Below are 24,867 nucleotides of genomic sequence, written 5' to 3' on the forward strand. Positions count from 1 at the left end.
CAATAATCTAACTGTAATTTGCGATGAAATTATAAAGGTAAGATAAATTAAAATCTTTTCTATATAAAAGCTCTATGAATATATATAAATACAGAAATAAGTTACTCAATAAAATAACTAGGATTAGCTGGCGCTAACCCTAGTCAGGCTTGATTTTTTCAATCAAAACCAATAATATGCTAGTAACAAAGCTTACTCATTTCTAGTTAGTTTTTTCCAGATTACCTGAACCTTGGAATAAAGGGTCACATTTGTTTTCTACAACTACGCACATATTGCTAAGTGCTTGCTGATAATTATCCATGTCATTTTGCTCAAAAAATATTTTAGCAGATGCCTGTATATCTTCGACAGCTTTTGCCTGGTTTTTATTAGCTTCACTACCGCCATATTGTGCCAGCTCATAGCGAACCATACCTCGTTTGAGATATGCTTTTGCTAGTTTTGGGCTTAGGGCTAATGCTTGGTTAAAGTCAGCGATCGCTTGATTATATTCTTGCTGATAATTGCTGCTATATTGAGCAATTTGATAATAGACAACACCCCGCTGAAAGTAAGCTTCGGCTTTGGAAACATTACGTTTTATTGCTTGAGTAAAATCGGCGATCGCTTTTTTGTAAGCTTGTTGAGATTCACCGCTATATTTAGCCATTTGAGCGCGGACAATTCCCCGTCTGACATAAGCTTCAATTTCATTATTATCCAGACCAATGGCTCGATTATAATCAGCGATCGCTTGATTATATTCTCGATCGGGATCGTTGCTATATTCAGCGAGCATATAGCGGGCATTACCCCGATTTACCAAAGCTTTGATTTGATTAGGATTGATTTTCAGAGCTTGGCTATAATCTGTAACTGCTCCATCGTAGTCTTTGAGGTTATAGCGGGCATTACCACGATTTACAATCGCTCTAGCATGTGTCGGTTCTTGTTCAATTGCTTGGCTAAAGTTGACAATTGCTTTCTCGTAGTCTCGCTCTTTATAAGCAACATAACCTTGCTGATAAGAATCAGCGAAGCTAAGTTTATTATTTGGCTGGGAAGATTTGATTGTTTGTTGGGTGTAAGCATTTTGGGAAACTAACGGCTGAGTAAATTTAATCATTACGTCTGCATATCCCAATAAACCAAAACCTAGCAAACAACAAATAATCGGGTATAACTTTGACTTTTTGGAAGGTTTATATGAACCGCTAGGAGTCATTATTGGCTGCCAGTAATTAGCTAGCTGCTGCGATGACATGGCTCTTTGAGGAAAATGCGGTGTCTGAGTGTAGCGCTTTCTCGCTTTGATTCGCGGTTGGAGATGTTCTCTAGCTTCTATAGCCCGATGTGATGGAAAGGGGTCGCGTCCGCCTAATCGCACGGTACGTTCGCACCACGGACAGCTACGCATGTGGTTGTTGTAGCGATGCTGAGGATTTGTCGTGCAGGTAATCAGGGAATCTTCGGCTTCAGCGATTGCTGAGAGCCAAGTCTGGGCACTGGGACGCAGTTGGGGATTATTGTGACCCTCTTCAAAACAACGGACAAATAGTTCTTGTAAGCTGGGATGAAGAATTTCCCAAGGGGGTGCAATGGGTGTCGGCAGGTAGGGTACATAACGCTTTTGGCTGTAAGTGAAATGACCCGATGCAATGCGTGCTTCATAAGGTGGTGGCTCAATCGCACCTTGAAAAATTCCCGAAAATGGGTGCGTGCCTTCCATTAAGAGTTGAAATACTAGCACCGCTAACCCAAATAAATCATGAGAAATTTGGCGATCGTGCTGGGCAAAAGTTTTATTCTGTAATTCTGGTGGAGTAAACTCTGGTTTACCTACTGGACAGCGATAAACAACATTGTTGTTGGGGTCGGTTACTTGGAAAGAGTCTGTGTCTATCAAAGTCACCAGTGCTGTATCACTGACAAGGATATTAGACTCGTTCACATCACCAATGCAATATCCACTAGTGTGCAAAGCGGCAAAAGCCGCTGCCAGGTTACGAGCTGTGCGAAGCAGGTACTGATAGTTGAATAAAGGGCAGTGTTGCCGACGGGTTCTGGGGTTGTAAAAGTCGATGATTGGACGCATCCCCTGAATACGTGGCATCAAAAAGCCCAGGATGCAATTTTTGCCATCTGCCGCCCGTAATAAATCCTCTGGCCAAGCAATAGAGATATGCCCCAAACTCGCCGTCGGGTTTTCTGGCGGGTTAGCAAGCATCGCCTGGAGTTTATCAGCATGGGCAGTGGTTGGCTTGTGGTAAATCTTTGCTACCAAGTCATTATCGGATGGCACTGCATAAACACAAGCTTCACCGCCACGACCCAAACTGACATTGAGACTGAGGATTTGTTTACTGGGGGAACAACGTAGTACCTGCATAATGAAATTACCGCTAACGGAAGTTATTGTAAGATGTAGAAACCTGTAGATTTATTGCTCATTAGTCGTTGAATGCAGCTATAATGAGTGTTAAATCATCATCAGTGCGTTGCGTAATCCGCTCTGAGCGTAAAAATTTTACTAATTGCTCCTTTGCTTCTGTCTTATCCTCAGTATTGGCGACAAATTCAAACAGCGGAAAAAAGAATGGTTTGTGAGGTTCGCCAACAACCATATTCAAAGCCAGCATTTGTAATCCGTCAGTGATAATACCAACGTTTACTATGTCTGTGCGCCATAATCTCATTTGTGCTGTATCTAAGGCATTAGGCGAAGTTAAAAAAGTGGTTTCGTTAATGTATTCACCGCTGTCAGGCATAGTCAGTGCCAACAGGTTGCCCATATAATCTTTTGCTACTGCTAAACCATCACCTATCTGAACTACAGCTACAACTTCTGGTGTGGCAACCAGCATAATTAAGGTAGTTGCTAAATCTTGAGGCTGTTTGTCACAAGTAGCCGCCTCATCTTCCACAGCTTTTTTGGCGGCGAATATGGCATCATTTAAGAGCGATCGCACCAATGTATCATCAGTCAAACTTTTTCGGGTCAGCCCTTTGGTAGAAATGTTTTCTATTGCTGTCTCCACAGCAACCATCGCTCCCACTTTTCCAAGGCTAGCAGACCCCGCGCCATCTGCTGCGGCTGCCACTAAAACATTATCTGACAATATCTGCCAGTGATGAGCATCCTGACATAATTGATTGTTTTTTAAGTGACTTGTACCACATACAGACGCAGCCACAATCCGCCATTGAGCAATCTGTTTTGATATGTTCATAAATTTTTTTTCTAGCAGCTAGCTGTGTAAACATCAAGCTGCAATTTTTAATTAAACAGTCCCCCAACCAATCGGCGGTAGTGCTACCTGTTCGTCTATTTGTGAGTGAGAAACGGCTGACATACTAGTTGACAGCCAGACAAACATTTCGATAAAATTTAATCCTTTAAGCTTTAACGGAGTACGTACAGTTATTTGATTTAAACGCGTCATATTCGCATTTTCTACTCCAACTGTAAAGAATGCTACCCGCTTGTTCGCCTCGTCTCCCTGTAGGCGTTGGGATGCTTGATCTACCACTTGCTCTAACTCACCTTGGGGTTCTCCATCAGTAATCATAAATACCCAAGGACGATAGTAAGCAATCCCGTTGGCACGATACTGAGATTTCCGTTCTTGAATTATGTCCAAAGCTTTATGAATTCCCGCACCCATTGTAGTCAAGCCCTGCGCTGTCAAAATAGGCGGATTAAATTGATCGGCAGTTACAAAGTCTTGTACTACATTGATATTACTATCAAAAGTGACGATCGCCACTTCCACCCGTCTGGCGGCTAAGGAATTTTTAACCAATTCATCTTTTAAGCTTAATAAACCCTGATTTAAAGCCTCAATCGGCTCTCCTTGCATTGACCCAGATGTATCTAATAAAAGTACACAAGGACAACGTGGTTCTGGATTCTCAGCAAATTCTACTACTTCATCAAGTCTTAATGTATCATGCATAACTTTTTGTGTTATGTTAAAGTCCAAAGCTTTATTTTCCTTTGCTCAAATTATATAATTTTAATCGCCAAGGCGACTACAGAATATAGTATCTACTGGTAGATGCTCTAATCTTTATTAAACAAATTATTTTCATGAAGTTCTCTATATACTCTATATATTTAAGATGAACTTGAGCACAGCTTAGTTTAGCAAAAAAGAGTTTATCAAAACCCAGCATTACCTGTTGTAATGTATCTACCAAAAACTTATATCCATTAAACCTACAGTACAATAAATACGTAAACTTTCCTAGATAAATTTTTAAAGATTTTATGTAGAAGAATCGGTTTTTTAAGGAAGAGTAATTAACCATAATTAAGCTTGTTAACTCTATAATTATACCAGTGTAACTGCGCGAACTTGGAATCAAATTTGCCTCAAAAGTAAGTGGGTATAAATAAACGTCATTATTGAGGTCTTCACTCAAGAGTTGTTAGTAGTTAGTAAAATCCAGAATTAAACAACATCGACTGATAATCTAGCTATGATAGATGTTTACCTTTATTTATACCTACTTGTTTTTAAAGATAGATTAAGTAAAATGTGCAAAATGTAACAAACATCTGATGAAACTTACAATTTTTAATATATGTACATATTTTCAAACAAATAATTTGTGAGTAGAAAAATATTAGAAAGAAAAAATATTTTATAGCTCATATTTTCAATCTACAAATGTTCGGTTGTTAATTCCGCAAAAAACTTGAAAAATATGAATAACTCAGCTACATTTACCAAACTACGTCCTCTAAGTTTGTTAAGACAATTATCCAATTGTTCCGACAGTACTTTTTTAAAAGTATTAAGTAACTCAGTTTCTTGGTCAATTTACTTAGAACAGGGCAAAATAACTTACGCTACCCATTCCGTAGAACCCTTTGATCGACTCGAACGACATTTGCGACGCCTTAGCCAGCAAATTCCACTCCTTACTAATGAGGTTCGCGTTCAAGTACGGCTGATGTTTGAACCTGACTCACACAGTCAGTTAATTAAAGATGACAGTAATTCGAGAAGCCACCCTCCTGAGTATCAGGCTATATCCTGGCTTGTTAGTCAACAATATCTACATTTTACACAAGCAGCAGTGCTCGTTCAAGAATTAGTTAAAGAGGTAATTGAATCATTTTTGCTCATTAAGGAAGGTACTTATGAATTAACAGAATCACTTGAGAGAATGCCAAAAATTTGCAGGCTAGGTGTGGAAAAAATTATAGAATATTGCCAAATAAAATTACAGAATTGGCAGGCTTTTGTACCTAAAATTTCTTCTCCATATCAACGTCCATATCTGTTGATTAACAGTAAGTTTGATGACCAAGATTTACCAAATATACAGCCAGATTTAATTAACTGGATGAAGGGTTTTAGCTTGTGTCATTTGGCTGTAATTTGGAATCAAGATGAAATTCAACTAGCTCGAAATTTATATCCCTATATCCTTAAGGGTGCGATTATTCTCCATGAACCCGATCCACCATTTGATAAATTACCAAAGATTTTTGAGGAGCGATGTCTAGGACGGTCTACGCCTACGCTTTTCTCAAAATTGATTTCAGGGTTAGTTGATACCAAAGAAGAACTAAATACCACTGTCAATTCTTACCAAAATATTCATGAAGAGAAAATAGTTCCTGTTCAGCGATTACCACAGATTTCTACTCCTTTAAAAGAAAACTTTCAGGAACCAACAATATCAAATAACATAAATTCTACTTCCCAAAGAGTAACGGCTGCTACTGTAACGGTACAAAAAGTTCACAAAATTGTTTCTGTAGATGACAGTCCCACAATTCTTAAAGAAATTAGTTATTTCTTAGAAAATGAAAATTTTTCTGTAGTGACAATTAACGATCCAGTGAAAGCAGTTTTGTCAATTATAAGGCACAAACCGGATTTAATTTTGTTGGATTTAAACATGCTAGGAATCGATGGCTATGAGTTGTGCCGGATTATACGAAACAATTCACTATTTCAAAACACTCCTATTATTTTTGTCACTGGAAATAAAGGAATTGTAGACAAAGTAAAAGCTAAATTAGTTGGGGCATCTGGCTATCTGACTAAACCGTTTACTCGCGCCGAATTACTAAAAATAGTCTTTATGCATTTGACTTAAATTAACCACCTTACCCAATACATTTCAAAGAGTAATACTTCTGGGTTAATTACAGATAGGACTTACGCAAAAAGTGCTAAAAAGCTTAATGTATCGAACTACCAAGAATCGTAGAGTTTGTGTAAGTCTTAACAGATTGAAATTCTTCAAGTACTAGAAGGTTGATTCTTGCACAGATCGATGAGAGCAATGTCAACTGCAAAGCTTAACCCAGAAGTATTGTATTCAAAATATAATCAGTTCAAGTTGGCAAAAAGGGCTATTGCCATAATAGACAGGTTTACAAATGCAAAACTGGCTCCTGTCTGCTATAAACTTTTAGGCTATGGTAGAGAAATCATAATTTGGGTTGTTGTAGCCTGGATTTGATATGGCAGATGTTACAAGGTCAGAACTGCTGAGTAAACTGCTGACATCAGTTCCTATATTTTGGCTAGGCTTAGTACTACCTAGCGATATCAGTTCGCCACTAACAGGGAAATTCCAGCCTTCATTACCAACGAGTGTTTTGTCATCGCCACTAGCTTCAATCCGGTTTCCCAGGAGATTGCTGTTAGTTACATTGGCAGTGTTGCCACTACCAAGGATATCGTTTTTACTACCAGGTAGTGTATTAGCATTACCAAGGATGTCGTTGTTATTGCCTAAGTTCCAGTTACCGTTACCGTTGGTTGTGCTCTCGTTACCAAAGCCCCAGTTGCCATTACCTTCGGTTTTGCCGCCATCACCGTAGTTCCAGTTACCGTTACCGTTGGTTGTGTTACCGCTACCAAAATTCCAGTTACCATTACCGTCGGTTGTGTTGTTACTACCATATAGCCAGTTACCGTTACCTTGGCCACTGTTACCGACCGCATCTGCACCATCTAATTTTTTAATATCAGATATCCAGTTGTCGCTCTTATAAGGTACAGGTTGACCGTTGCCAGTTTCAGGTAGGTTGCTTCCACTTTCCTTAGAAGGCGGAGTGCTGCCAAATGGTAAGTTACCAGGGAGGTTGCTACCGCCACCAGATGGGTTAACACCAGATGCACCACTACCAGATGCGTTAGCACTACTTAAGGGGTTGCTACCACTTTCCTTAGAAGGCGGAGTGCTGCCAAATGGTAAGTTACCAGGGAGGTTGCTACCGCCACCAGATGGGTTAGCACCAGATGCACCACCACCAGATGCGTTAGCACCACCAAAGGGGTTGCTTCCACCATCACCTAACGCACTAATATCACCGCCAAGGACTCCGATGAGTTGATTGAACGGATTATTGGTATCAGTTAAAGCCCGCTCGTCAAGTGGTCGCTCATAATTATATTTGTACTTTCCATCTTCACTGGTTGTGGATGAATTACCACCACCGATGAAGGAAGCGAAAGTATTACTACCACTAGCAGCGCCACCAAAGCCACTGCCACTATCTAGACTGCTGCCATCGGTAGACTGCCATTTGCCATCACTGAAAGAAAAATTGCCATTACCAGTTAAATTGTTGCTAGTACTTTGTGAGCCAACAGTTTGATTGCTATTGCCAGAAGTTGCCATTAGAATTAAATTCCTATTACTCAAACTGAAATACCTCTATCAAGAGGAAGATCAACGGCATGAATGAAAGCATTTTTTTACTTGTATTTTCAATGAAAAATACTAATAAAAACAGCAATCACCACATTTAGTAAAAGTGTACAAAATCAAATTTATATTTAAAATGAACAAAATTTCGATTGTATTGCCGATTTTTTAGATTGGATTGTCTATTCTTTCGATCTTGTTGAGTTAGATTTCAGAAAAATGTCCGACAATCGTTATGGTGAAAGCTATAGAGGCAGTTTATCTAGTGATTTTTCGGCATAAAGAGGGCAAATTTACCTCTTTGAAGTTATACATTACAATGTAATCTAATTACACTACAAAAAAGAGTGAAGTGTGATTTTTGTAGTCTATTGAGTTATAAAATATTACTTGTGAGGTTTTATCGAGTTTTAAAGATTCAAGTTCTGCGATCGCCAGAGCAAACGCATCTAAATTACTCTTGATCGCAACCAATGTTAAGAACCAACAAAAAAATCAGTATTTCTCATTTGATTTATTTTCCAAGTCTCAAAGTTATGTTTACGATGGGCTACGCCTTGTGAAATCGTGGTCATTGCTCATCGCAAAAAACTGGGCTTGTTGAGAACAGAGAAAAAATAATGTCCCTTTTACATAATGTAATAATTGCTCAACTATGGAGTAATAATGCTAGAAAGTAAAACTAGAGTGAATTTTCAAGATAAATTAAGCAATGAATTCTTTGAAAAACGCTGTAGTATTGAAGTTATTGAAATCAGCAAAAAGCTTGTGTATTTAGATTGCTGGTTTTATCAGATACCTCAATCGTAATGGTTACGCAAGAAGCGATGTCTACAACGATCTGCGCCTATGCACATCGTGTTAGCTAATTGCGTTTTGTGTTTTGAAGGTTCACTCTAGCAGAAAACAGAACTATTTATCAGCCTGCTTTCTAGCTCAATTAATAATAAAAATTTTTGACTATGGAGTAGAAAAATGAAAAGTGTAGTGAGCGCAGCAGTTATCTTAACATTTCTTAGTGGAGTAAATTGTCTTCCTAGCTATGGAATATTATCAAATATCAAACCTTCAAGCATAGAAGTTAAATCAATTGCTCAAGGTAATCATCAGCAATTGATGGCTAGAGTTGGAACTACTTTAAATACTCCATTTTATCTTAGATATGGAAGGACAGCTTACCTCCCCACTGAAAATATTGAAATCAAATTTTCAAAAGTTATCGATGATTCTCGGTGTCCTTCTGATGTAACTTGTATTTGGCAAGGGGAAGTTATTATTGGATTAGACATCATAAAAAATGGTAAGCAAGTTTCAACATTAACGCTAACCCTGATACCAGGTGACGAGCCTTTACCAATTCAATTTTTAAATAAGTATTCGGTGAGATTGATAGAGGTTTCTCCGTACCCAAATAGCAAAAAGACGATCGCACTCCAAGACTACATTGTTAAAATTGTTGTTAATAGAAACTAAATAACTAACCTTTGACACGTTTTTTTCTAAAACAAAACCCCCGGATTTTTCACAAATGAGAAATTTGGGGGTATGTAGTTTAACGTCAAAATCAACCAAATAAAAATAATGTCTGACTTCCCTGCGTAGATACATTCTCAGTATTTACTTATTTTTACATTGCTAGTCTAACGTAGTAGGATTGTTCAAGTGAAAGGGTAAGCCTTGCAGGGCGAGTAGCCATCGATCGCTTCTTGCACCCTAAAATAAGAGCAAAAGACGATTCCTAAAACAAGCACACTCCATGCGTATTTCTCTAAATTGGCTGCGCGAACTAGTAGAGATAAAACTTAGTCCAGAAGAATTAGCCGAAACCCTGACAATGGCAGGGTTTGAGGTTGAAGAGATTGAAGACCGCCGCACTTGGGCAAATGGCGTGGTTATCGGCAAAGTGCTTGAGCGTCAACCCCATCCCAACGCCGATAAATTGAGTGTTTGCCAAGTGGATATCGGTAAAGGCGAAACTTTAAATATTGTCTGTGGCGCTGCCAATGTGAAGGCAGATATCTATGTCCCAGTGGCAACTACGGGTACTTACTTACCCAAAATTGATTTAAAAATCAAACCTGCAAAACTGCGTGGCGTCCCATCTCAGGGCATGATTTGTTCTTTAAAGGAACTCGGTTTACCCACCGATATAGATGGAATTCATATTTTTACCCAGGAAAATTTACCATTGGGTAGTGATGTCCGGCCGTTGTTAGGTTTAGATGATGTAATTTTAGACCTGACTGCAACTGCCAATCGCGCTGATGCTTTAAGTATGGTAGGTGTAGCCAGAGAAGTAGCAGCTTTAACTGGTGGAAAGTTGAGCATTCTTGAACCTGGTGAAGTCTCTATTTCCAAAAATGCCGGAAATTTAGCTTTAAAAATTGCTGATACCCAAGCTTGTCCTGCATACATTGGTACGGTAATTGAACAGATCAAAATTGCTCCATCTCCTGAATGGTTGCAACAGCGTTTACGGGCGGCTGGGGTACGTCCCATTAGTAATGTGGTGGATATTACTAATTATGTTTTGTTGGAATGGGGACAACCACTGCACGCTTTTGATGGCGATCGCTTAAAATCTGTTGCAGGTAGCGAAAATTTAACTATCGGCGTTCGCTTCGTCAATAATGGAGAATCCCTCAAAACTCTGGATGGACAAACTCGCACCCTAGCATCCCAAAATTTATTAATCACCGCTAACGACAAACCTGTTGCCTTGGCGGGAGTCATGGGTGGGGAAGAAACAGAAGTCCATCAAGGTACTCAAAGCCTTGTTTTAGAAGCAGCTTTATTTGATTCCGTAGCAATTCGCCGTTCTTCCCGGAGTGTTGGATTAAGAAGTGAGGCTTCTGGCAGATACGAACGGGGAGTTAATCGAGCTGAGTTGGAAATAGCCAATCGCCGCGCCTTATCCTTAATTAGCGAATTAGCGAGTGGAATTATAGTTCAGCAAGAAACTGCCGACACCCGCCCCGATCGATCTACTTGGAGTCGTTCTATCGCCCTGCGTTTAGACCGAGTTAATCAGATATTGGGGCCCATCGATTTAGGAGAAGATACAGGCGAACTGCAAAAACTAGATGTTGAGCGCATCCTGACTGCATTGGGGTGTCAGTTGACTTTTTCAGGAGAAGATAGCAGCCATCAACCTACGTGGTCTGTTTCCGTACCACCCTATCGTTACCGCGACTTAGAGCGAGAAATTGATTTAATTGAAGAAATCGCCCGTCTCTATGGTTACAACAAATTCTGCGATACATTACCAGAAAAAGCGGAAGCTGGTTATCTGCCTTTAGATGAGGAAGTGATTCGCAAATTACGAGCTTTCCTCCGGGCTGAAGGATTGACAGAATTAATTCACTATTCTTTAGTCAAACCAGGAGAAGACAGAAATATAGTACTGTCCAATCCCTTATTTGTCGAATATTCAGCACTGCGAACCGATTTGATTTCTGGGTTAATTGATGCTTTTCAATACAATTTAGAACAGGGTAATGGTTCCCTCAACGGTTTTGAAATTGGACAAATTTTCTGGCAAGAAGAAGACGGTTTGCAAGAAACAGAAACCTTGGCAGGAATTATGGGAGGGGATATTTCCGTTGGCAAATGGTCAAAAAGTGGACGCGAAGAACCGATTACCTGGTTTGAAGCCAAAGGCATTTTAGAAAGTGTATTTCGGCAACTTAGCTTGCAAATCGAATTTCAACCCGATCGCCGCGACGATCGCTTACATCCAGGACGCACCGCTACCCTGTGGATTCGGGGTAACAGACTGGGGATTTTTGGGCAACTCCATCCCCAATTGCGACGAGAAAAAGGTTTACCAGATTCCGTTTATGTCTTTCAGTTGGATCTAAATGTGCTTTTAGATTCGCTGGGAGAAGATGAAACTCTCGTCTCCAGATTCGGGCCTTATTCTACATATCCAGCTAGCGATCGCGATATTGCCTTTTTCGCACCCGTGAAAATTTCAGTTGTCGAAATTGAAAGAGTAATTACCAAAGCTGGTAAAGATTTGCTCGAATCGGTGGAATTATTTGATGAATATCGTGGTGAAAACGTCCCCCAAGGACAGCGGAGTTTAGCATTCCGCTTGATTTATCGGGCTAGCGATCGTACCCTTACTGAGGCTGAAGTCGAACCAGTACACAATAAAGTCCGCGAAGCTTTGGTGGAAAAATTCGGTGTCAACTTGAGAAGTTAGTCATTTGTCATTTGCTAGGAATGAGAAATTAATAATTCCTCACTCCCCGATACACTGACTGCAAAATCTAAAATCCAAAATAGTCTTAGCTATGCCTAAATATGTACTCTGGGGAACTTACTGCGAAGACGTTATCGAAAAACGCGCCCCCTATCGTCAAGCTCATTTAGACGGATTAGCAAAACAGAAAGAATCCGGTGTGCTGATTACCATTGGCCCCACCAAGGATGTTACAAAAGTTTTTGGCATTTACGAAGCCGAAGACGAAGCCACTGTACGCCAGTTAATTGAAAACGATCCTTACTGGAAAAATGGCATTTGGACTGAATATTCTGTTAAAGAATGGATTCAGGCTTTATAAATTGGGCATTGGGCATGGGGAATAGGGGATGAGTCTTTAATAACTCGCTGACGAGTCTTTTATACTCGTGAATGAGTCTTTGATACTCGCTGACGAGTCTTTTATACTCGTGAATGAGTCTTTGATACTTGCTGACGAGTCTTTTATACTTGTGAATGAGTCTTTTATACTTGTGAATGAGTCTTTTATACTCGTGAATGAGTCTTTGATACTCGCTGACGAGTCTTTTATACTCGTGAATGAGTCTTTGATACTCGCTGACGAGTCTTTAAACTCCGTTTCTCTGCTCCCCCTGCCTCCCCTGCGTCTTCTACCCCCACTCCCCACCTATGAAAATTTGGCAGGTTGATTTTTATCGTCGTCCTTTACAAGATGCGTCTGGACAAATTTTATGGGAGTTGTTGATTTGTGACGCAACTCGCAGCTTTGAGTATGAAGCCACCTGTCTCCAGTCAACAGCAAATTCTAACTGGGTTGCGACTCAACTTGAACTAGCTGCTGGTGAAAAATTGCCAGATATAATTCAGGTGTTTCGTCCGCAGTCTCTAAGCTTAATTGAGGCGGCTGGACGCAATTTAAGTATTAATGTCGAACCTACCCGTCACACCTTGGCGTTAAAGCAGTGGTTACAAGAAAAGCAATATCCCTTAACGCTGGATAAACCACCCCCAGCACCATTACCAGAAAACCTCTGGGGAGAACAATGGCGTTTTGCGACTTTAGCTGCTAGTGATGTAGAAACGAGATTTAGCGATCGCCCCATTCCCATTTTGCACATCCCAGAACATCGTAAACCCATCAATTTAGGTTTAGCTTCAACAGTGCCCGTCCCTGGTGTAGTAATTTATGGTGGACGGCAATCAATGCGCCTAGCTAGGTGGTTACAGCAAGCCCGTCCCGTAGGCTTGAACTACATTTCTGGCGCACCGGATGGCTTAATATTAGAAGCTAGCTTGGTCGATAGGTGGATTGTTGCCACATTTGAAGATCCAGAAGTTACAACAGCAGCCCAAGCATTTGAACAACGCAAGCAGCAAAGCCGAGGATTGCATTTTTTGTTAATTCAACCCGATGATTCTGGTATGACTTATAGCGGCTTTTGGTTATTGCAGGCAGAAAATTGATATTAATTGCTAAAAATATTTATCTGCTTAATTTTTATAGCTAAAGAAATCGACTAAAGCGATGTCTAACTACAAGGGAATATGTGTCTTTGCTTTACTCTAATTTGCCTTTATAGGCCAGGTGTATAAGTTTAGCAAATTTGGTTTAAAGGTGTTAGAGAATAAAAATATGGCATCTTACTATTAATTCTCCATAAAAGTAACCGAAGGTACTCCTGTTAACTCATTACCGTGGTTTCCTCCAGCGATCGCAACTCGTTCAATCTGACTCATAACAACCTCACTGGCTCTCCTACGGTTATTGAGAATGGCGCAAGATATGAGATAAAAGTATAACTGCTAGTGGCTAAATCTTGTAAAAGACTGACGCGATGTCTACGACGGGCTACGCCTATGCTCCATGTTCGAGCCAAAATATGATAACTGTTAAGCTGTTGGTTTGAGTACAAAAGGGGAGGAAATTTATGGAGTATAATTTTCAAGCGAGCGCTGAACTTTACAAAAACGCCCTCCTCAACGACGTACTCCCATTTTGGGAACAATATTCTCTCGATTGGCAGCAAGGCGGCTATTTCACCTGCCTCGATCGCGAAGGCAAAATTTATGATACAGACAAATTCATCTGGCTGCAAAACCGCCAGGTGTGGACTTTTTCTATGCTTTACAACCAGTTAGAAAAGCGCGAAAATTGGTTAAAAATTGCTAGTAATGGCGCTAATTTTCTCGCCCAACATGGCAGAGATAGTGATGGTAACTGGTACTTTGCCCTCACCCGTGAAGGGAAACCATTGGTTCACCCTTACAATATCTTTTCTGATTGCTTTGCGGCGATGGCATTTAGTCAATATGCACTCGCTGGCGGCGAAGAATGGGCAAAGGATGTAGCGATGCAAGCTTACAACAACGTATTACGCCGCAAAGATAACCCGAAGGGCAAATATAATAAAACCTATCCCGGCACACGCCCGATGAAATCATTAGCTGTACCGATGATTTTAGCCAATCTGACTCTAGAAATGGAATGGCTGCTGCCAAAGGAAACACTAGAGAATGTCCTAGCTGAGACAGTCCGGGAAGTGATGACCGATTTTCTCGACCATAAACGGGGACTAATGTACGAAAACGTTGCCCCTGACGGTTCTCACATAGATTGTTTTGAGGGACGGCTAATTAATCCAGGTCACGGTATCGAAGCGATGTGGTTCATCATGGATATCGCGCGTCGCCAAAACGATATCAAAACTATTAACCAAGCCGTTGATGTGGTGCTAAACATCTTAAATTTTGCTTGGGATAGCGAGTACGGCGGATTATATTACTTTATGGATGCAAACGGTCATCCCCCACAACAATTGGAATGGGATCAAAAGCTGTGGTGGGTTCACCTAGAGTCATTGGTTGCATTAGCGATGGGCTATCGCCTAACTGGGCGTGAGGTGTGTTGGGAATGGTATCAAAAAATGCACAATTACGCCTGGTCACACTTTGCTGATTCAGAATACGGTGAATGGTTTGGCTATCTGAATCGACGTGGAGAAGTCTTATTGAACCTCAAAGGTGGCAAATGGAAAGGATGTTTTCACGTCCCGCGTGCATTGTACCTTTGTTGGCAACAATTTGAGGCATTGCGATACCTGCGGGGGGAAACAACGCAGTCAGTTTAATCTTCAGGGAAAATGCATCTTATTTTTTATGCTCAAAGAATTATTTGACGGTGTAGACTATACAACCGATCCACTTTGGATAGTCAAGTCATACTTTAATGCAATAGCGGGTATCTCTTTCCCTGATGCATTAAATTATCTTCTTGAAGGTACTGGTTATGGTAGTGAATATGCCATGTGTGAATTTCCTTGCGAAGATGAGGATGATATGTTTGAAGGAGTTCGCTTTTGCTTTCTGGATAAAGATGAAATAATAGTTTCTCAAGAGATATTCAAAAAATATCTCAAAATAGCGGCTGAAAGGTACTCAAACAACCAAGCTGTCTTTGTATGCAGAAGCCGGAATTTCTCATTACTGGATTGTGAATTTACCAGATAGTCAACTTGAGCGCTACAGCCAGCCATATCAAAATGCTCAAAATAAGTTTAGCTATCTCAGCAAGCAGATTTATTTATCGAATCAGTCAGTAGTGATTCCTGGATTTGATGATGCATTATTAGACTTGAATCGGTTGTTTTTAGAAAGTACTAGCGAATGATTTTGGTAGTGCGATCGGGTAAATTAAGTATTGTATTCTGTCAAATTTATTAAATTAATCAGTTGATTCAAGATACGTTTAAATACTGATGAGTCAGGCTTTATTTATTTGATATTATATGAAATTATATAAAAGAATAGCGTTAGTATGCACCATCTTGAACTAATTATATTAATTTTGGATTTATTTCCGAATTATATGGGTTCGGACAAGCTATTAAGAATGCTAAAAATGCTTGATAATCATTTTAGTGTAATTGATAAGCAGATAAGTGAAATAAAATCTCTCCTGTCTATGCAGTAAGCAAGCATTTCTTAGTTTTCTAATACATAACTACAAACTTTAGTTTGAGCCTGTATTTGGGAGTTCGGTTTCAACTTCACCACGATTTCCACATCACAACCTAAAGCATTTAAAAACCGTAACAGTTGTTCTGTTGAAAAACCTGATAAGCTAAACCACATCTAGTTTACATAATCTGAAATTGTACATTTCTTGTGAGGTGGGCGTCTCGCCCGCCCAATATATGCAAGGTTATTTGTGGAACAGCTTAGTTTTCCCCTTATTAAAGCAAAAATTTTGGGCTGCTCTATTTTCAATAGTTCGGCTACATCAGCTTGATTCATATCCTGTTTAGCGATGATTTCGGTAATTTGACGTGCAAGTTCTGCTTTCACAAGTAGTTCATCAGGGTTCGCTAGACCTAAATCTGCAAACACATTCCCGCTACTTGTTTGTACACTGATTTCTTCAGTCATTTTTCTCTTCCTTTTGTTTCGCACTATAGTTTTGTGCGTAATGCTCTTTTGCCCGCTTCAGCCTTGCTTCAATTAATTTGATATCTTATTTTGGTGTAGCAATACCGTGTTTATATTTCTTCTGAAAAGTATGTAAAACATAAATAACCTCTTCCAGTTTGACTGTATAAACAGCCCTGTAAGTGTCGCCATCAAAGTCTTCTACAACTTCCAACACTCCAGCACCCTTAAATCCTTTGAGGGGTTTTGCCGAATCATGCTTCTCACCACACTGAGGCAAGTACAAAGCATAACCCATTACTTGTTGAACTTCTTCTGGAAACTCTCTCAAATCATCCAGCGAGCTTCCAACCCACTCTAATAGCTTTAAGAAAGGACTCATCTTTTATAATATGCTAGTGTTTGGCATATTTAGTTAATGATATTATTACAAACTAAATTCTGCTGCACCATCCTCATCCACATCTGCATCTTTACCTACAGCAGTCGGTTTAAATTTAGAGCCATGAATTAATTCAGCAAGCCCAATTCCTGGATTTTGGTGAAGAATATTCAGCACACTCATAAAATCTCGCACAATTTCGCCTGGTGTAAGTAATGCTTCTGCACCCAGGCGATTAATAATTTCTTGCACAAACTCCTTCAACTCACGATTTGTCAAAGTCTGTTCATAGCCAAAATTGACTGCATGAATCTCAGCTAAACGTTGCAAAAGTGTCAAGATTTCTCCTTCACTCAACGGATTTAACCGAATTACTGGCCCCAAATACTCCTGAACATTAGCTTGTGCAATAAAACGACTTTCTTTTGTGCGTCTTTGCCAAGCTTGGTCTGCAAAAAGTCCCCGTTTGGGGTCTTCTAAAAACTTAGTTGTTCCACCAACAACAATGCCAAGATGTTCTGCTTTGCACTGCATGGTGTCGTTAAACATTGCTAAAAGTCGATTGTAATTCTTTTCTCGTGTAACGGTGGTAGATATTTGATATAAATGTACGGCTTCATCAAATAAAATTAGCAGTCCTTTATAGCCAATCTCAGCCACAAACTTCGCAAACAGTTTTATATAGTCATACCAACTATCATCATCAATAATAATGCGCACTCCTAAAGCTGCTTTTGCCTCAACTTTAGTAGTAAATTCTCCCCGCAACCAGCGCATCGCCGCATTTTTTAAATTATCATCATCCAATCGGTAGCCACGCCAATAAGCGATAATTATGCTACCAAAATCAAAACCGTGAACTAAATCTTCAATAGACTGAACTACTTCTCTAATTTTCGATTCAACTTGGTCATCAAAACCATCGTCATTCGGACGCATTTCAGTTTCTTTAACCACTTCTTGTTGAATTTTATTAATCCATCCTTCTAAAATAGAGACTAAAGCACCACCATCAGGACGAGTTTTTGTAGCTAGGTGGCTCATTAATTCTCGATAAGTGGCTACACCTTCATTGTTGCTTCCAGCTAATCGACGTTCAGAAGATAAATCAGCATCAGCTACTACAAAACCTTGCTCCATAGCCTGGTTGCGAATTAGTTGCAGTAAAAAACTTTTCCCAGAACCGTAATTACCAACTATGAAGCGAAATGCTGCGACACCTTCTGCAATATCATCAAGATTTTGTAATAGGCTTTTGAGTTCTTTTTCTCGCCCTACTGCTATATATTCAACTCCTACTCTTGGTACTACCCCCGCTCCAAGGGAATTGATTAAAGCAGTGGAGATTTTCTTTGAGATTTTGAGCTTTCCCATGTATTACATTCACTATATTCTAAACGCAGAAGCACGCAGTAAGTAGGTAAAGGATATTATTTTACTACTAAATCTTACGAGGACAATAACAATTTAATTTGACGAAGCATGTTTAGCTATGAGACCTTCATACATTGCAATCATTTTTTTGACATCTGTTATATGCTCCTGATAAACTTTTGGACTTTCCAAATCAAAATTGATTATTAACTCTCCAATAGTATCATTTGCGCGTTCATTTATAGAATCGATTAATAAATTTGGCATAGTGATATTTGCTTCGGCAATTTTTTTAATAGCACTATTAGGATTATCTTGTTCAAGTATAGCTTTTAATACTTGTAACTCATATCCTGGCATATTTCTGAAAAAATTATTCCATTCTTCAGAGATATTTTCCGATGTTTCAACTTCCGAACTTTCAATTATATTTGAAGATTCAATTATTTCAGAAAATGGAAACAACTCAGTATCATCTTCTTGGGAATTATTAGACAAAAGCTCTGAATTAAATGTTTCTACTTGTTGTAGTAATTCCCATACTTGATTTTGTAATGAGTCTCGTTCTTCTTGCAATAATGAAACTTCTGCTTGTAATTGTTGTAATTCGGCTTTGTGTTCTGCTAGTTGGGTTTTTGAAGAACTCAGGATAGCTTGGATATTTTCTCTTTCGGTTTTGGTTGCTACAAGCAATTGATTGTTTTGGGTTGTCTCAGCTTCTAGCTCTTGAATTGTAATTCGTAGTTCGTATAATTTTTCTTCTAATTGGGGTTTGAGTCTGCCTAAAAGAGTTAAATTACTTTCAACTTCTTGTTTTTCGTGTTGTAACTCAGAAATTTGACTTTGCAATTGGGTGATTTCAGCGCGAGATACATTACAATTTGACTCTAAACGGCGCTTTTCTGCTGCGAGTATAGAAAAAGTATTATTCAATTCATTTTGATTGTTTTGCAAATTATTAATTTCAGTTTGCAGATGATTAATTTCTGTTTCTAATTGCTTCTTTTGTCCTGCAAATGTTCTTAATTCTCGATGTATACTATCTCTTTGGCTACGGCTTTCTATAACTTGATTTTGCAACTGTTGTGATTCAATATATAATAAATTTCGATGTTCTTCAATTTGATTGATTTCTCTAACAACACGAGCCTTTAATCCCTCCATATCTTTAATTCTCTTGCGGAGAGAACCTAAAACAAACATTTCATAATTTCTGCGTCGCTTGTCTATGAATAATGCTGTTGTATGGATAGTAACGGCAGTAATTACACCTGTGAGAAAGGCTTTATTAAAATCCCAACTTGGAACAAGACTAAGACCAAAACTCACACTAAAGGCAACTATCACTAGTATAAATCTATTGCTGATCGTTACTGATTGCATATTGTTGGTTTTGAGCGTAGTTAAATTCTCTGAATAAGTAGCTATCATAGTAATTTCTAATTCGTAATTCGCAATTCGTAATTAAAAAAGATATAGACAAATATTTAATGCTAGGTGTTGGATGTATTGTTATTTTTATGCAAAAGTCTTAAATCAGCTTTTAAAAAATCAACAAACTGCCGTGCTGTACGTCCAGAACGACCATTATGACGAGTTGCCCATTGTAATGCCTGAAATTCCAAATCTTCTTGGGTAATATTAATTTCAGCTTGTGTCACTAAATGTTGTACAATTTTTAAATAAGTTTTCTGATTGGCTGGTTCAAAAGTCAAGGTTAAACCAAAGCGATCGCTAAACGAAAGCTTCTCCTGCATCGTATCCCAAGCATGGATTTCCTCGTTATCTTTAGGTGCAGGTCTATCCACAAAAAACTCCCGAATCAGATGGCGGCGATTAGACGTAGCGTACACCACTACATTTTGAGGGCGTGCCGTTAAATTACCTTCTAAAACTACCTTCAAGGCTTTAAAGGCATCATCATCTTCTTCAAATGAAAGGTCATCGACAAAGATAATAAATTTTTGTGACACACCCCGTAAATGTTCCACAATTTCTGGTAAGTCTTTTAAATCAGATTTTGCCACTTCCAATAAGCGGAGGCTGCGATCGCTATATTCATTCAACAAAGATTTTACTAAAGAAGATTTACCAGAACCGCGACTACCGTAAAGTAATACATGCAGTGCCATTTCTCCTAATAATAAAAACTCTGTATTTTTCAGCAAGGCATCTTTTTGAGATTCATAACCGACAAGCGCACTCAGTTTAATCGGGTCAGAATACTTGATACCGATAAACTGCCCTGATTGCCAGCGTAAGGCGCGATATTCTGCAAATAAACCAGAACCACATTGCCGATAATAAGCTGCTAACTCTTCTACAGCATCACCCCAATTATCTAACTCTTGTAGATATGTATTAAATTTTGTCTCTACTCCTACCAATTCTTGCCCTTTATACCACACTACTGGTGAAATCGGCATATAAGCTACATCTTGTACCCACTCACTCAAAGAAGCGCTGCTACACTCATAGAGACTTTGTAATGCTTGTAAATCATGCTGAACTGCTGTTACTAAAGCTGGGGGCAAATCTTCAAATTCTTGCACTCCCGCCAGCTTTGTAAAGGGATTCTCTAAGAAGAGAATTTGAGTAATTAAATAGTCTTCCCAGTTTTGATTTCTAGCAGCCAAAGCATGAAAGTAACTACCGTAGGCTTGGAGACAATTCTGTGCATCGGCTTGGGCGTAACGTATAGCTTGCAACAGTTCCAGAAATGCTATCCCCACTTCACCTTGCAGAACAGATTGGTACAGTAAAAGTGAGGCTGCTTGGCGCTGGAGATATTGAACCTTTGTATATGAAGAAGTATTTGCCATTGGCATCGCTTGATTATCCATTAATCAATTGTGTGGTATAGCTAAATAGCTATGGTAAATTGTCTGCTGACCCTGGCAGTAAAGTCAAAGTCTACATAGGTTTTAACAATGAATTTAAGTATAATTGCTGCTTTTGCTTACGGCATATTAGCGATTGTTGGTGGCATTATTGGCTACATTCAGGCTACAAGTAGAGTTTCACTCCTAAGTGGTAGCATTAGCGGTTTATTATTAATACTTGCCGCTTACTTTCAACTCCAAGGACAAACTTGGGGTACGATTTTAGCACTGTTAGTTACTGTTGTTTTAGTTGTTGTCTTTGCAGTTAGACTGGTAAAAACACGCAAGTTTATGCCTGCGGGATTGATGACGATTTTGGGTCTGCTGGCATTGGGGTTAATGGTGAATCAAATTGTGGCTTTAAGGTAGCATTAGTTTCTAAGCAATAACCACCCTCCTGTTTTTTTGATATGGCATGACTTTCCCTGGTTTGAATTAAGTTAGTACATTTATATTACTTTAACTTGCTACCCTTGCCTAATAACTTCCTGCTTTCTCAATGAGTTATGGCGATTTTTGTTTAAATAAGGTAAACAGTTAGGGCTGCACAATATCTTTATCAAGGTGAGTAAAATTCTTGCCAAAGAATTCCTTTTTAATCTGTGTTCTCTGCGCATTTGCGGTTAAATAAATTACTTTTTAATCACAGACGCATAGAGAGTGTTTTCCAAAGGGGGAAAGTAATTCTTCTAAATATTGTTTCGCAAATTGGTCGTGTGGTTGTCGGTCATGGGTAGACGTATTTGCGGAGCGTCTCGTAGAACAGTGGCTTGTCACTAGATATTGCTAACACATGATCACAAATCATACTTGAAAATGCTCTGTTTCAACTTTGACAAAAGTGCAGTTTCATAAGGTGCGCTCATGTAGGCTTTGTTTGCGATCGCCTATAGTCATCTACAATTTGTATGTGACGTAAATAACGTAATAACAAGGTTTACAGACATCAATTCTGAAAATTAAATCAAAAAATAATTATTGATTGCCGAAAAACTCCGGTTTTTTTGGCTTTGTGATGATAAATAAAAGTAATAGTGTTGAATCTCGTGCTTCGTACCGCGAAGGATTACTGAAATTCTTCGCTGCTTTGAGGATGACTACTGAACATCAAACAACATCTGCTGCCAATCAGTTTTTTGCCGGGGATGCTTCTTTGCTACAAAAAAAGAAGATGAAGCCACATAAAAAGACTCTACAACAAAACTTACTGTAGATGTATCTAAGTAACTATGCTGATAAAGTGTAAAGATGTCAAGGTATCTCGGAGCAAATTTTAAAGGAATTACAAAGGACTTGGTGCCATTTTGGCAGGTTTTTCTCCCAAATATGGGATATTAGTAGATTGTAGAAATCTTTATTGTTATTCACATTTCTCTTCTTGCATTAGTTCCTATCTACTGAAAACTCTTAAGACCAAGCAAATTTGAGACGATAAGTTTAAGTAATTTAATGAAGTAGGAAATAATACATGGTATTATCACTGTCTTCTCATAACGTTATCCAGTATCTGCAAGACGCAGGTTTGTGTAGCTCAGAAGATGGCTCATCAGACAAATCTGAGTTGCCAGGAAGTAGTCAGAACAATTTCAATTTGCTAGTTACTTTACCAGATAATCGCCAACTGCTCTTGAAACAAGAACGTAACGTTAATAACAATGACGGCGTGCCTCACGAATTGTTTCAGGAGTGGCTGTTTCACCAGTTGCTACAACAGTTTCCAGTTCTAGGTAATACTTCGGCAATCGCACCCTTGCTAGTGCATTTTGACGAAGAAAATTCGATTCTCGTCCGTAGCTACTTGAGTGAATATCTAGATATTGCAAAATTTTACCACAACAATGAGATTTTTCCACAAGAAATTGCCTCTGCCATCGGCACGACTTTGGCGGGACTGCATCGCGCCACCTACAACCGTCGAGAATATCGGGATTTTATGGCAACTGCTCCCCAAGGAGAGTTTCGCTATGGGTTTTACAATCCAGCCCAAGGGGTAGGGTCAATTGGGCCGGAGATTTTTGGGACTGTTCCCACGGATGCACTGAAATTCTATGTTCTCTATCAACAATACGAGAGTTTGTCATCTGCGATCGCAGATTTGGCATATAGCTGGAATCCTTGCTGCTTAACTCACAACGACCTGAAATTGAACAATATTTTGGTTCATTCCAGGTGGGAGCAACTAGACAATTGTCTTGTACGACTAATTGACTGGGAAGCTTGTTCTTGGGGAGACCCAGCTTTTGATTTAGGAACTTTACTGGCAAGCTATTTAGGAATTTGGCTAAAAAGTCTGGTTGTAGATCCCACTATTGAGTTAGAAGAATCTCTACATTTGGCGTTAACACCGTTAGATATTTTACAACCTTCAATGATTGCCTTAATTAGGGCTTATATAAATGCTTTCCCGATGATTTTGGAATACCGCACTGACTTTATTTCGCGGGTTATCCAGTTTGCAGGGCTGGCACTAATTCATCAAATTCAGGAAATGATTACGTGCCGGAAACACTTTAATAATGCTGAACTCTGTATGCTGCAAGTAGCTAAAAGTTTACTTGTAATGCCAGAACAAGCTCTACTGACCATTTTTGGGATATCAGAGTCAGAAATCCTGAATCCTGTGGCAAAGATTCATAAATTTCCTCAGCTTATAAAGGAACAGCAGTTACTTCGGATTTATTACGAAAAAACTCGGCTACGTGGTTGTTAATACTAAAGGATAAGACCACGCGACTAAACCAGTCACACATACTTAAATTCTGAATTCTGAATTCTGACTCCTGAATTCTATTTTATTAAAGTTTGATTTATGAATTGATTAATGCTAAATTCCTCTATCAATCAATCGCTTAATTCTTTGTTTGATATTGCTCAGAATATCCAGATTGAGTCCAATTTTTGTATTTATCATCCTAATTATCAACCCTTCACTCTGCCGACTAAAATAGCCAATAGATTTCAGCAAAATTCCGTAGATTTACAACATAAGTATCTTACTCTCCTGCTGCGGAATTTTCTCTATGGAATCTATTACAATGGCTCTCTGCAAACTACTTTGGCAATCAATACTGATAGTACTAATCGACTGCCAAAGCATAATTTAGCAGATAATTCTATTTTGGAGATTGACTGGGACTTTTACGAACAGCTGCACGCTAGTAATCACGGCATAGGTTACTTTGACTCTCAATGGCAGGTGTTGCGGAAAGAACCTGATGGGACTATGGCAGTGACTAAAGGTGGTTTAACACTTTATGTTGAGCCAGACTGCCATCTAGAATCCAGTCAGAAATCTACCAAAGTGGGTGATATGGTAGCAATCTGGATGCCTAAAAATCGACTGCAAAACGGCTGTTACTTAGCAGTTAGCAATGTCGGACAAGAACGGCAGAGTAACCCAGACGCAGATTTAGGAGGAGGGCGAATCTACTTTAACTTTACGGCATCTGGTGCGATCGCTCTCATGGAAAGTTTGACACTGCAACTAAATGCAGCCTCGATTCCCTTTAGCTTTCAGGTTCTCTACAACCCCTCTGCATACGGACGCTATGATTCGGGGCTACTCTACTTTGAACTCCCCGACTATCCAGCAATCCGCACAATCCTTCAGACTGTTTATATCGAAAATCAATTTCATTTCCAGCCCGAAATTCCTTTGTTTACCAAATTTTTAGCCCCAGGGTTAGGTTTAGCCGAAGAACCAACCCAAAAATTTGCGGCTCAAGAAAGTTTTGGGATGAACCGTTGCCAAATCGTCGCTAATGCTTTATTAGAAGCTTGGCAAAAAGGTAAAAATGCAATGGAGGAACGGATGAAGACGATTGACCAACACTTTGCACGCCATCTAATAGATTTGCAGCGTCCTTATCTCAATCCTAGTTCTAAGGATATATATAACCCGTTAAATTGATTGA

The 24,867-nt window shown here is 39.2% G+C and carries 20 protein-coding genes and 1 pseudogene; 12 read left to right on the forward strand and 9 right to left on the reverse strand.

Features of this window, described 5'->3' with window-relative positions; translation table 11 throughout:
* Positions 1–202 precede the first annotated feature (202 nt).
* The 3 genes from V7K79_RS21675 to V7K79_RS21685 all read right to left on the reverse strand — a co-directional run bounded on the left by V7K79_RS21675 (position 203) and on the right by V7K79_RS21685 (position 3,938).
* Positions 203–2,371: a tetratricopeptide repeat protein gene (locus tag V7K79_RS21675; protein ID WP_335050270.1), complete on the reverse strand. Its 2,169-nt coding sequence runs from the start codon at positions 2,369–2,371 to the stop codon at positions 203–205.
* A gap of 61 nt (positions 2,372–2,432) precedes the next feature.
* Positions 2,433–3,212: a PP2C family serine/threonine-protein phosphatase gene (locus V7K79_RS21680; RefSeq protein WP_335050272.1), complete on the reverse strand. Its 780-nt coding sequence runs from the start codon at positions 3,210–3,212 to the stop codon at positions 2,433–2,435.
* 51 nt (positions 3,213–3,263) lie between these two features.
* On the reverse strand, positions 3,264–3,938 hold the full coding sequence (locus V7K79_RS21685) for a vWA domain-containing protein (protein WP_335050273.1): 675 nt from the start codon (positions 3,936–3,938) through the stop codon (positions 3,264–3,266).
* Positions 3,939–4,692: 754 nt separating this feature from the next.
* On the opposite strand from V7K79_RS21685, the gene V7K79_RS21690 reads away from it, so the two are divergent.
* Positions 4,693–6,099: a response regulator gene (locus tag V7K79_RS21690; protein ID WP_335050275.1), complete on the forward strand. Its 1,407-nt coding sequence runs from the start codon at positions 4,693–4,695 to the stop codon at positions 6,097–6,099.
* Positions 6,100–6,417: 318 nt separating this feature from the next.
* Here the strand turns inward: V7K79_RS21690 and V7K79_RS21695 are convergent, their stop codons facing one another.
* On the reverse strand, positions 6,418–7,635 hold the full coding sequence (locus V7K79_RS21695) for a hypothetical protein (RefSeq protein WP_335050277.1): 1,218 nt from the start codon (positions 7,633–7,635) through the stop codon (positions 6,418–6,420).
* A gap of 1,002 nt (positions 7,636–8,637) precedes the next feature.
* Here V7K79_RS21695 and V7K79_RS21700 point away from each other — a divergent pair.
* The 7 genes and pseudogenes from V7K79_RS21700 to V7K79_RS21730 all read left to right on the forward strand — a co-directional run.
* Complete coding sequence (locus V7K79_RS21700) at positions 8,638–9,135, forward strand: hypothetical protein (RefSeq protein WP_335050279.1); 498 nt, start codon at positions 8,638–8,640, stop codon at positions 9,133–9,135.
* A gap of 283 nt (positions 9,136–9,418) precedes the next feature.
* Positions 9,419–11,869, forward strand: a complete 2,451-nt coding sequence (pheT, locus tag V7K79_RS21705) for a phenylalanine--tRNA ligase subunit beta (RefSeq protein ID WP_335050280.1) — start codon at positions 9,419–9,421, stop codon at positions 11,867–11,869.
* A gap of 91 nt (positions 11,870–11,960) precedes the next feature.
* Positions 11,961–12,230 (forward strand): YciI family protein, encoded by a 270-nt coding sequence (locus V7K79_RS21710; RefSeq protein WP_289799149.1) that lies wholly within the window; start codon positions 11,961–11,963, stop codon positions 12,228–12,230.
* Positions 12,231–12,559: 329 nt separating this feature from the next.
* Positions 12,560–13,354: a Tab2/Atab2 family RNA-binding protein gene (locus V7K79_RS21715; protein WP_335050281.1), complete on the forward strand. Its 795-nt coding sequence runs from the start codon at positions 12,560–12,562 to the stop codon at positions 13,352–13,354.
* A 464-nt stretch (positions 13,355–13,818) separates the two neighbouring features.
* Entirely contained in the window at positions 13,819–15,018 is a 1,200-nt protein-coding gene (locus V7K79_RS21720) for an AGE family epimerase/isomerase (protein WP_335050283.1), read from the forward strand.
* Between the two features lie 28 nt (positions 15,019–15,046).
* On the forward strand, positions 15,047–15,397 hold the full coding sequence (gene cdiI, locus V7K79_RS21725) for a ribonuclease toxin immunity protein CdiI (RefSeq protein WP_335050285.1): 351 nt from the start codon (positions 15,047–15,049) through the stop codon (positions 15,395–15,397).
* A pseudogene (locus V7K79_RS21730) lies at positions 15,327–15,557 on the forward strand (Uma2 family endonuclease); the annotation flags it as partial. The gene cdiI and the pseudogene V7K79_RS21730, both read left to right, overlap by 71 nt.
* 464 nt (positions 15,558–16,021) lie before the next feature.
* Here the strand turns inward: V7K79_RS21730 and V7K79_RS21735 are convergent.
* From V7K79_RS21735 to V7K79_RS21755, 5 genes are all read right to left on the reverse strand, one after another.
* Positions 16,022–16,315 (reverse strand): helix-turn-helix domain-containing protein, encoded by a 294-nt coding sequence (locus tag V7K79_RS21735; RefSeq protein WP_335050287.1) that lies wholly within the window; start codon positions 16,313–16,315, stop codon positions 16,022–16,024.
* A gap of 85 nt (positions 16,316–16,400) precedes the next feature.
* Positions 16,401–16,697, reverse strand: coding sequence for a type II toxin-antitoxin system RelE/ParE family toxin (locus V7K79_RS21740; protein ID WP_335050289.1), 297 nt, complete (start codon positions 16,695–16,697; stop codon positions 16,401–16,403).
* A 45-nt stretch (positions 16,698–16,742) separates the two neighbouring features.
* The gene (locus V7K79_RS21745; protein ID WP_335050291.1) at positions 16,743–18,071 is read right to left on the reverse strand and encodes an ATP-binding protein; all 1,329 of its coding nucleotides are present in this window, start codon (positions 18,069–18,071) and stop codon (positions 16,743–16,745) included.
* 93 nt (positions 18,072–18,164) lie between these two features.
* The gene (locus V7K79_RS21750) at positions 18,165–19,502 is read right to left on the reverse strand and encodes a tellurite resistance TerB C-terminal domain-containing protein (protein ID WP_335050293.1); all 1,338 of its coding nucleotides are present in this window, start codon (positions 19,500–19,502) and stop codon (positions 18,165–18,167) included.
* Between the two features lie 62 nt (positions 19,503–19,564).
* A complete protein-coding gene (locus V7K79_RS21755) occupies positions 19,565–20,914 on the reverse strand; it encodes an ATP-binding protein (RefSeq protein WP_335050295.1) in 1,350 nt (449 codons plus the stop codon).
* A gap of 87 nt (positions 20,915–21,001) precedes the next feature.
* Here V7K79_RS21755 and V7K79_RS21760 point away from each other — a divergent pair, with 87 nt between their 5' ends.
* The 4 genes from V7K79_RS21760 (at position 21,002) to V7K79_RS21775 (ending at position 24,863) form a co-directional block, all read left to right on the forward strand.
* Positions 21,002–21,322: a TMEM14 family protein gene (locus tag V7K79_RS21760; protein WP_335050297.1), complete on the forward strand. Its 321-nt coding sequence runs from the start codon at positions 21,002–21,004 to the stop codon at positions 21,320–21,322.
* A gap of 646 nt (positions 21,323–21,968) precedes the next feature.
* Positions 21,969–22,166: a hypothetical protein gene (locus V7K79_RS21765; protein WP_335050299.1), complete on the forward strand. Its 198-nt coding sequence runs from the start codon at positions 21,969–21,971 to the stop codon at positions 22,164–22,166.
* A 255-nt stretch (positions 22,167–22,421) separates the two neighbouring features.
* Positions 22,422–23,663, forward strand: a complete 1,242-nt coding sequence (locus V7K79_RS21770) for a phosphotransferase family protein (protein ID WP_335050301.1) — start codon at positions 22,422–22,424, stop codon at positions 23,661–23,663.
* Positions 23,664–23,774: 111 nt separating this feature from the next.
* On the forward strand, positions 23,775–24,863 hold the full coding sequence (locus tag V7K79_RS21775) for a T3SS effector HopA1 family protein (RefSeq protein WP_335050303.1): 1,089 nt from the start codon (positions 23,775–23,777) through the stop codon (positions 24,861–24,863).
* Positions 24,864–24,867 lie beyond the last annotated feature (4 nt).

The sequence above is a fragment of the Nostoc sp. genome, from assembly GCF_036917575.1.
In the GTDB taxonomy this organism is placed as follows: domain Bacteria; phylum Cyanobacteriota; class Cyanobacteriia; order Cyanobacteriales; family Nostocaceae; genus Nostoc.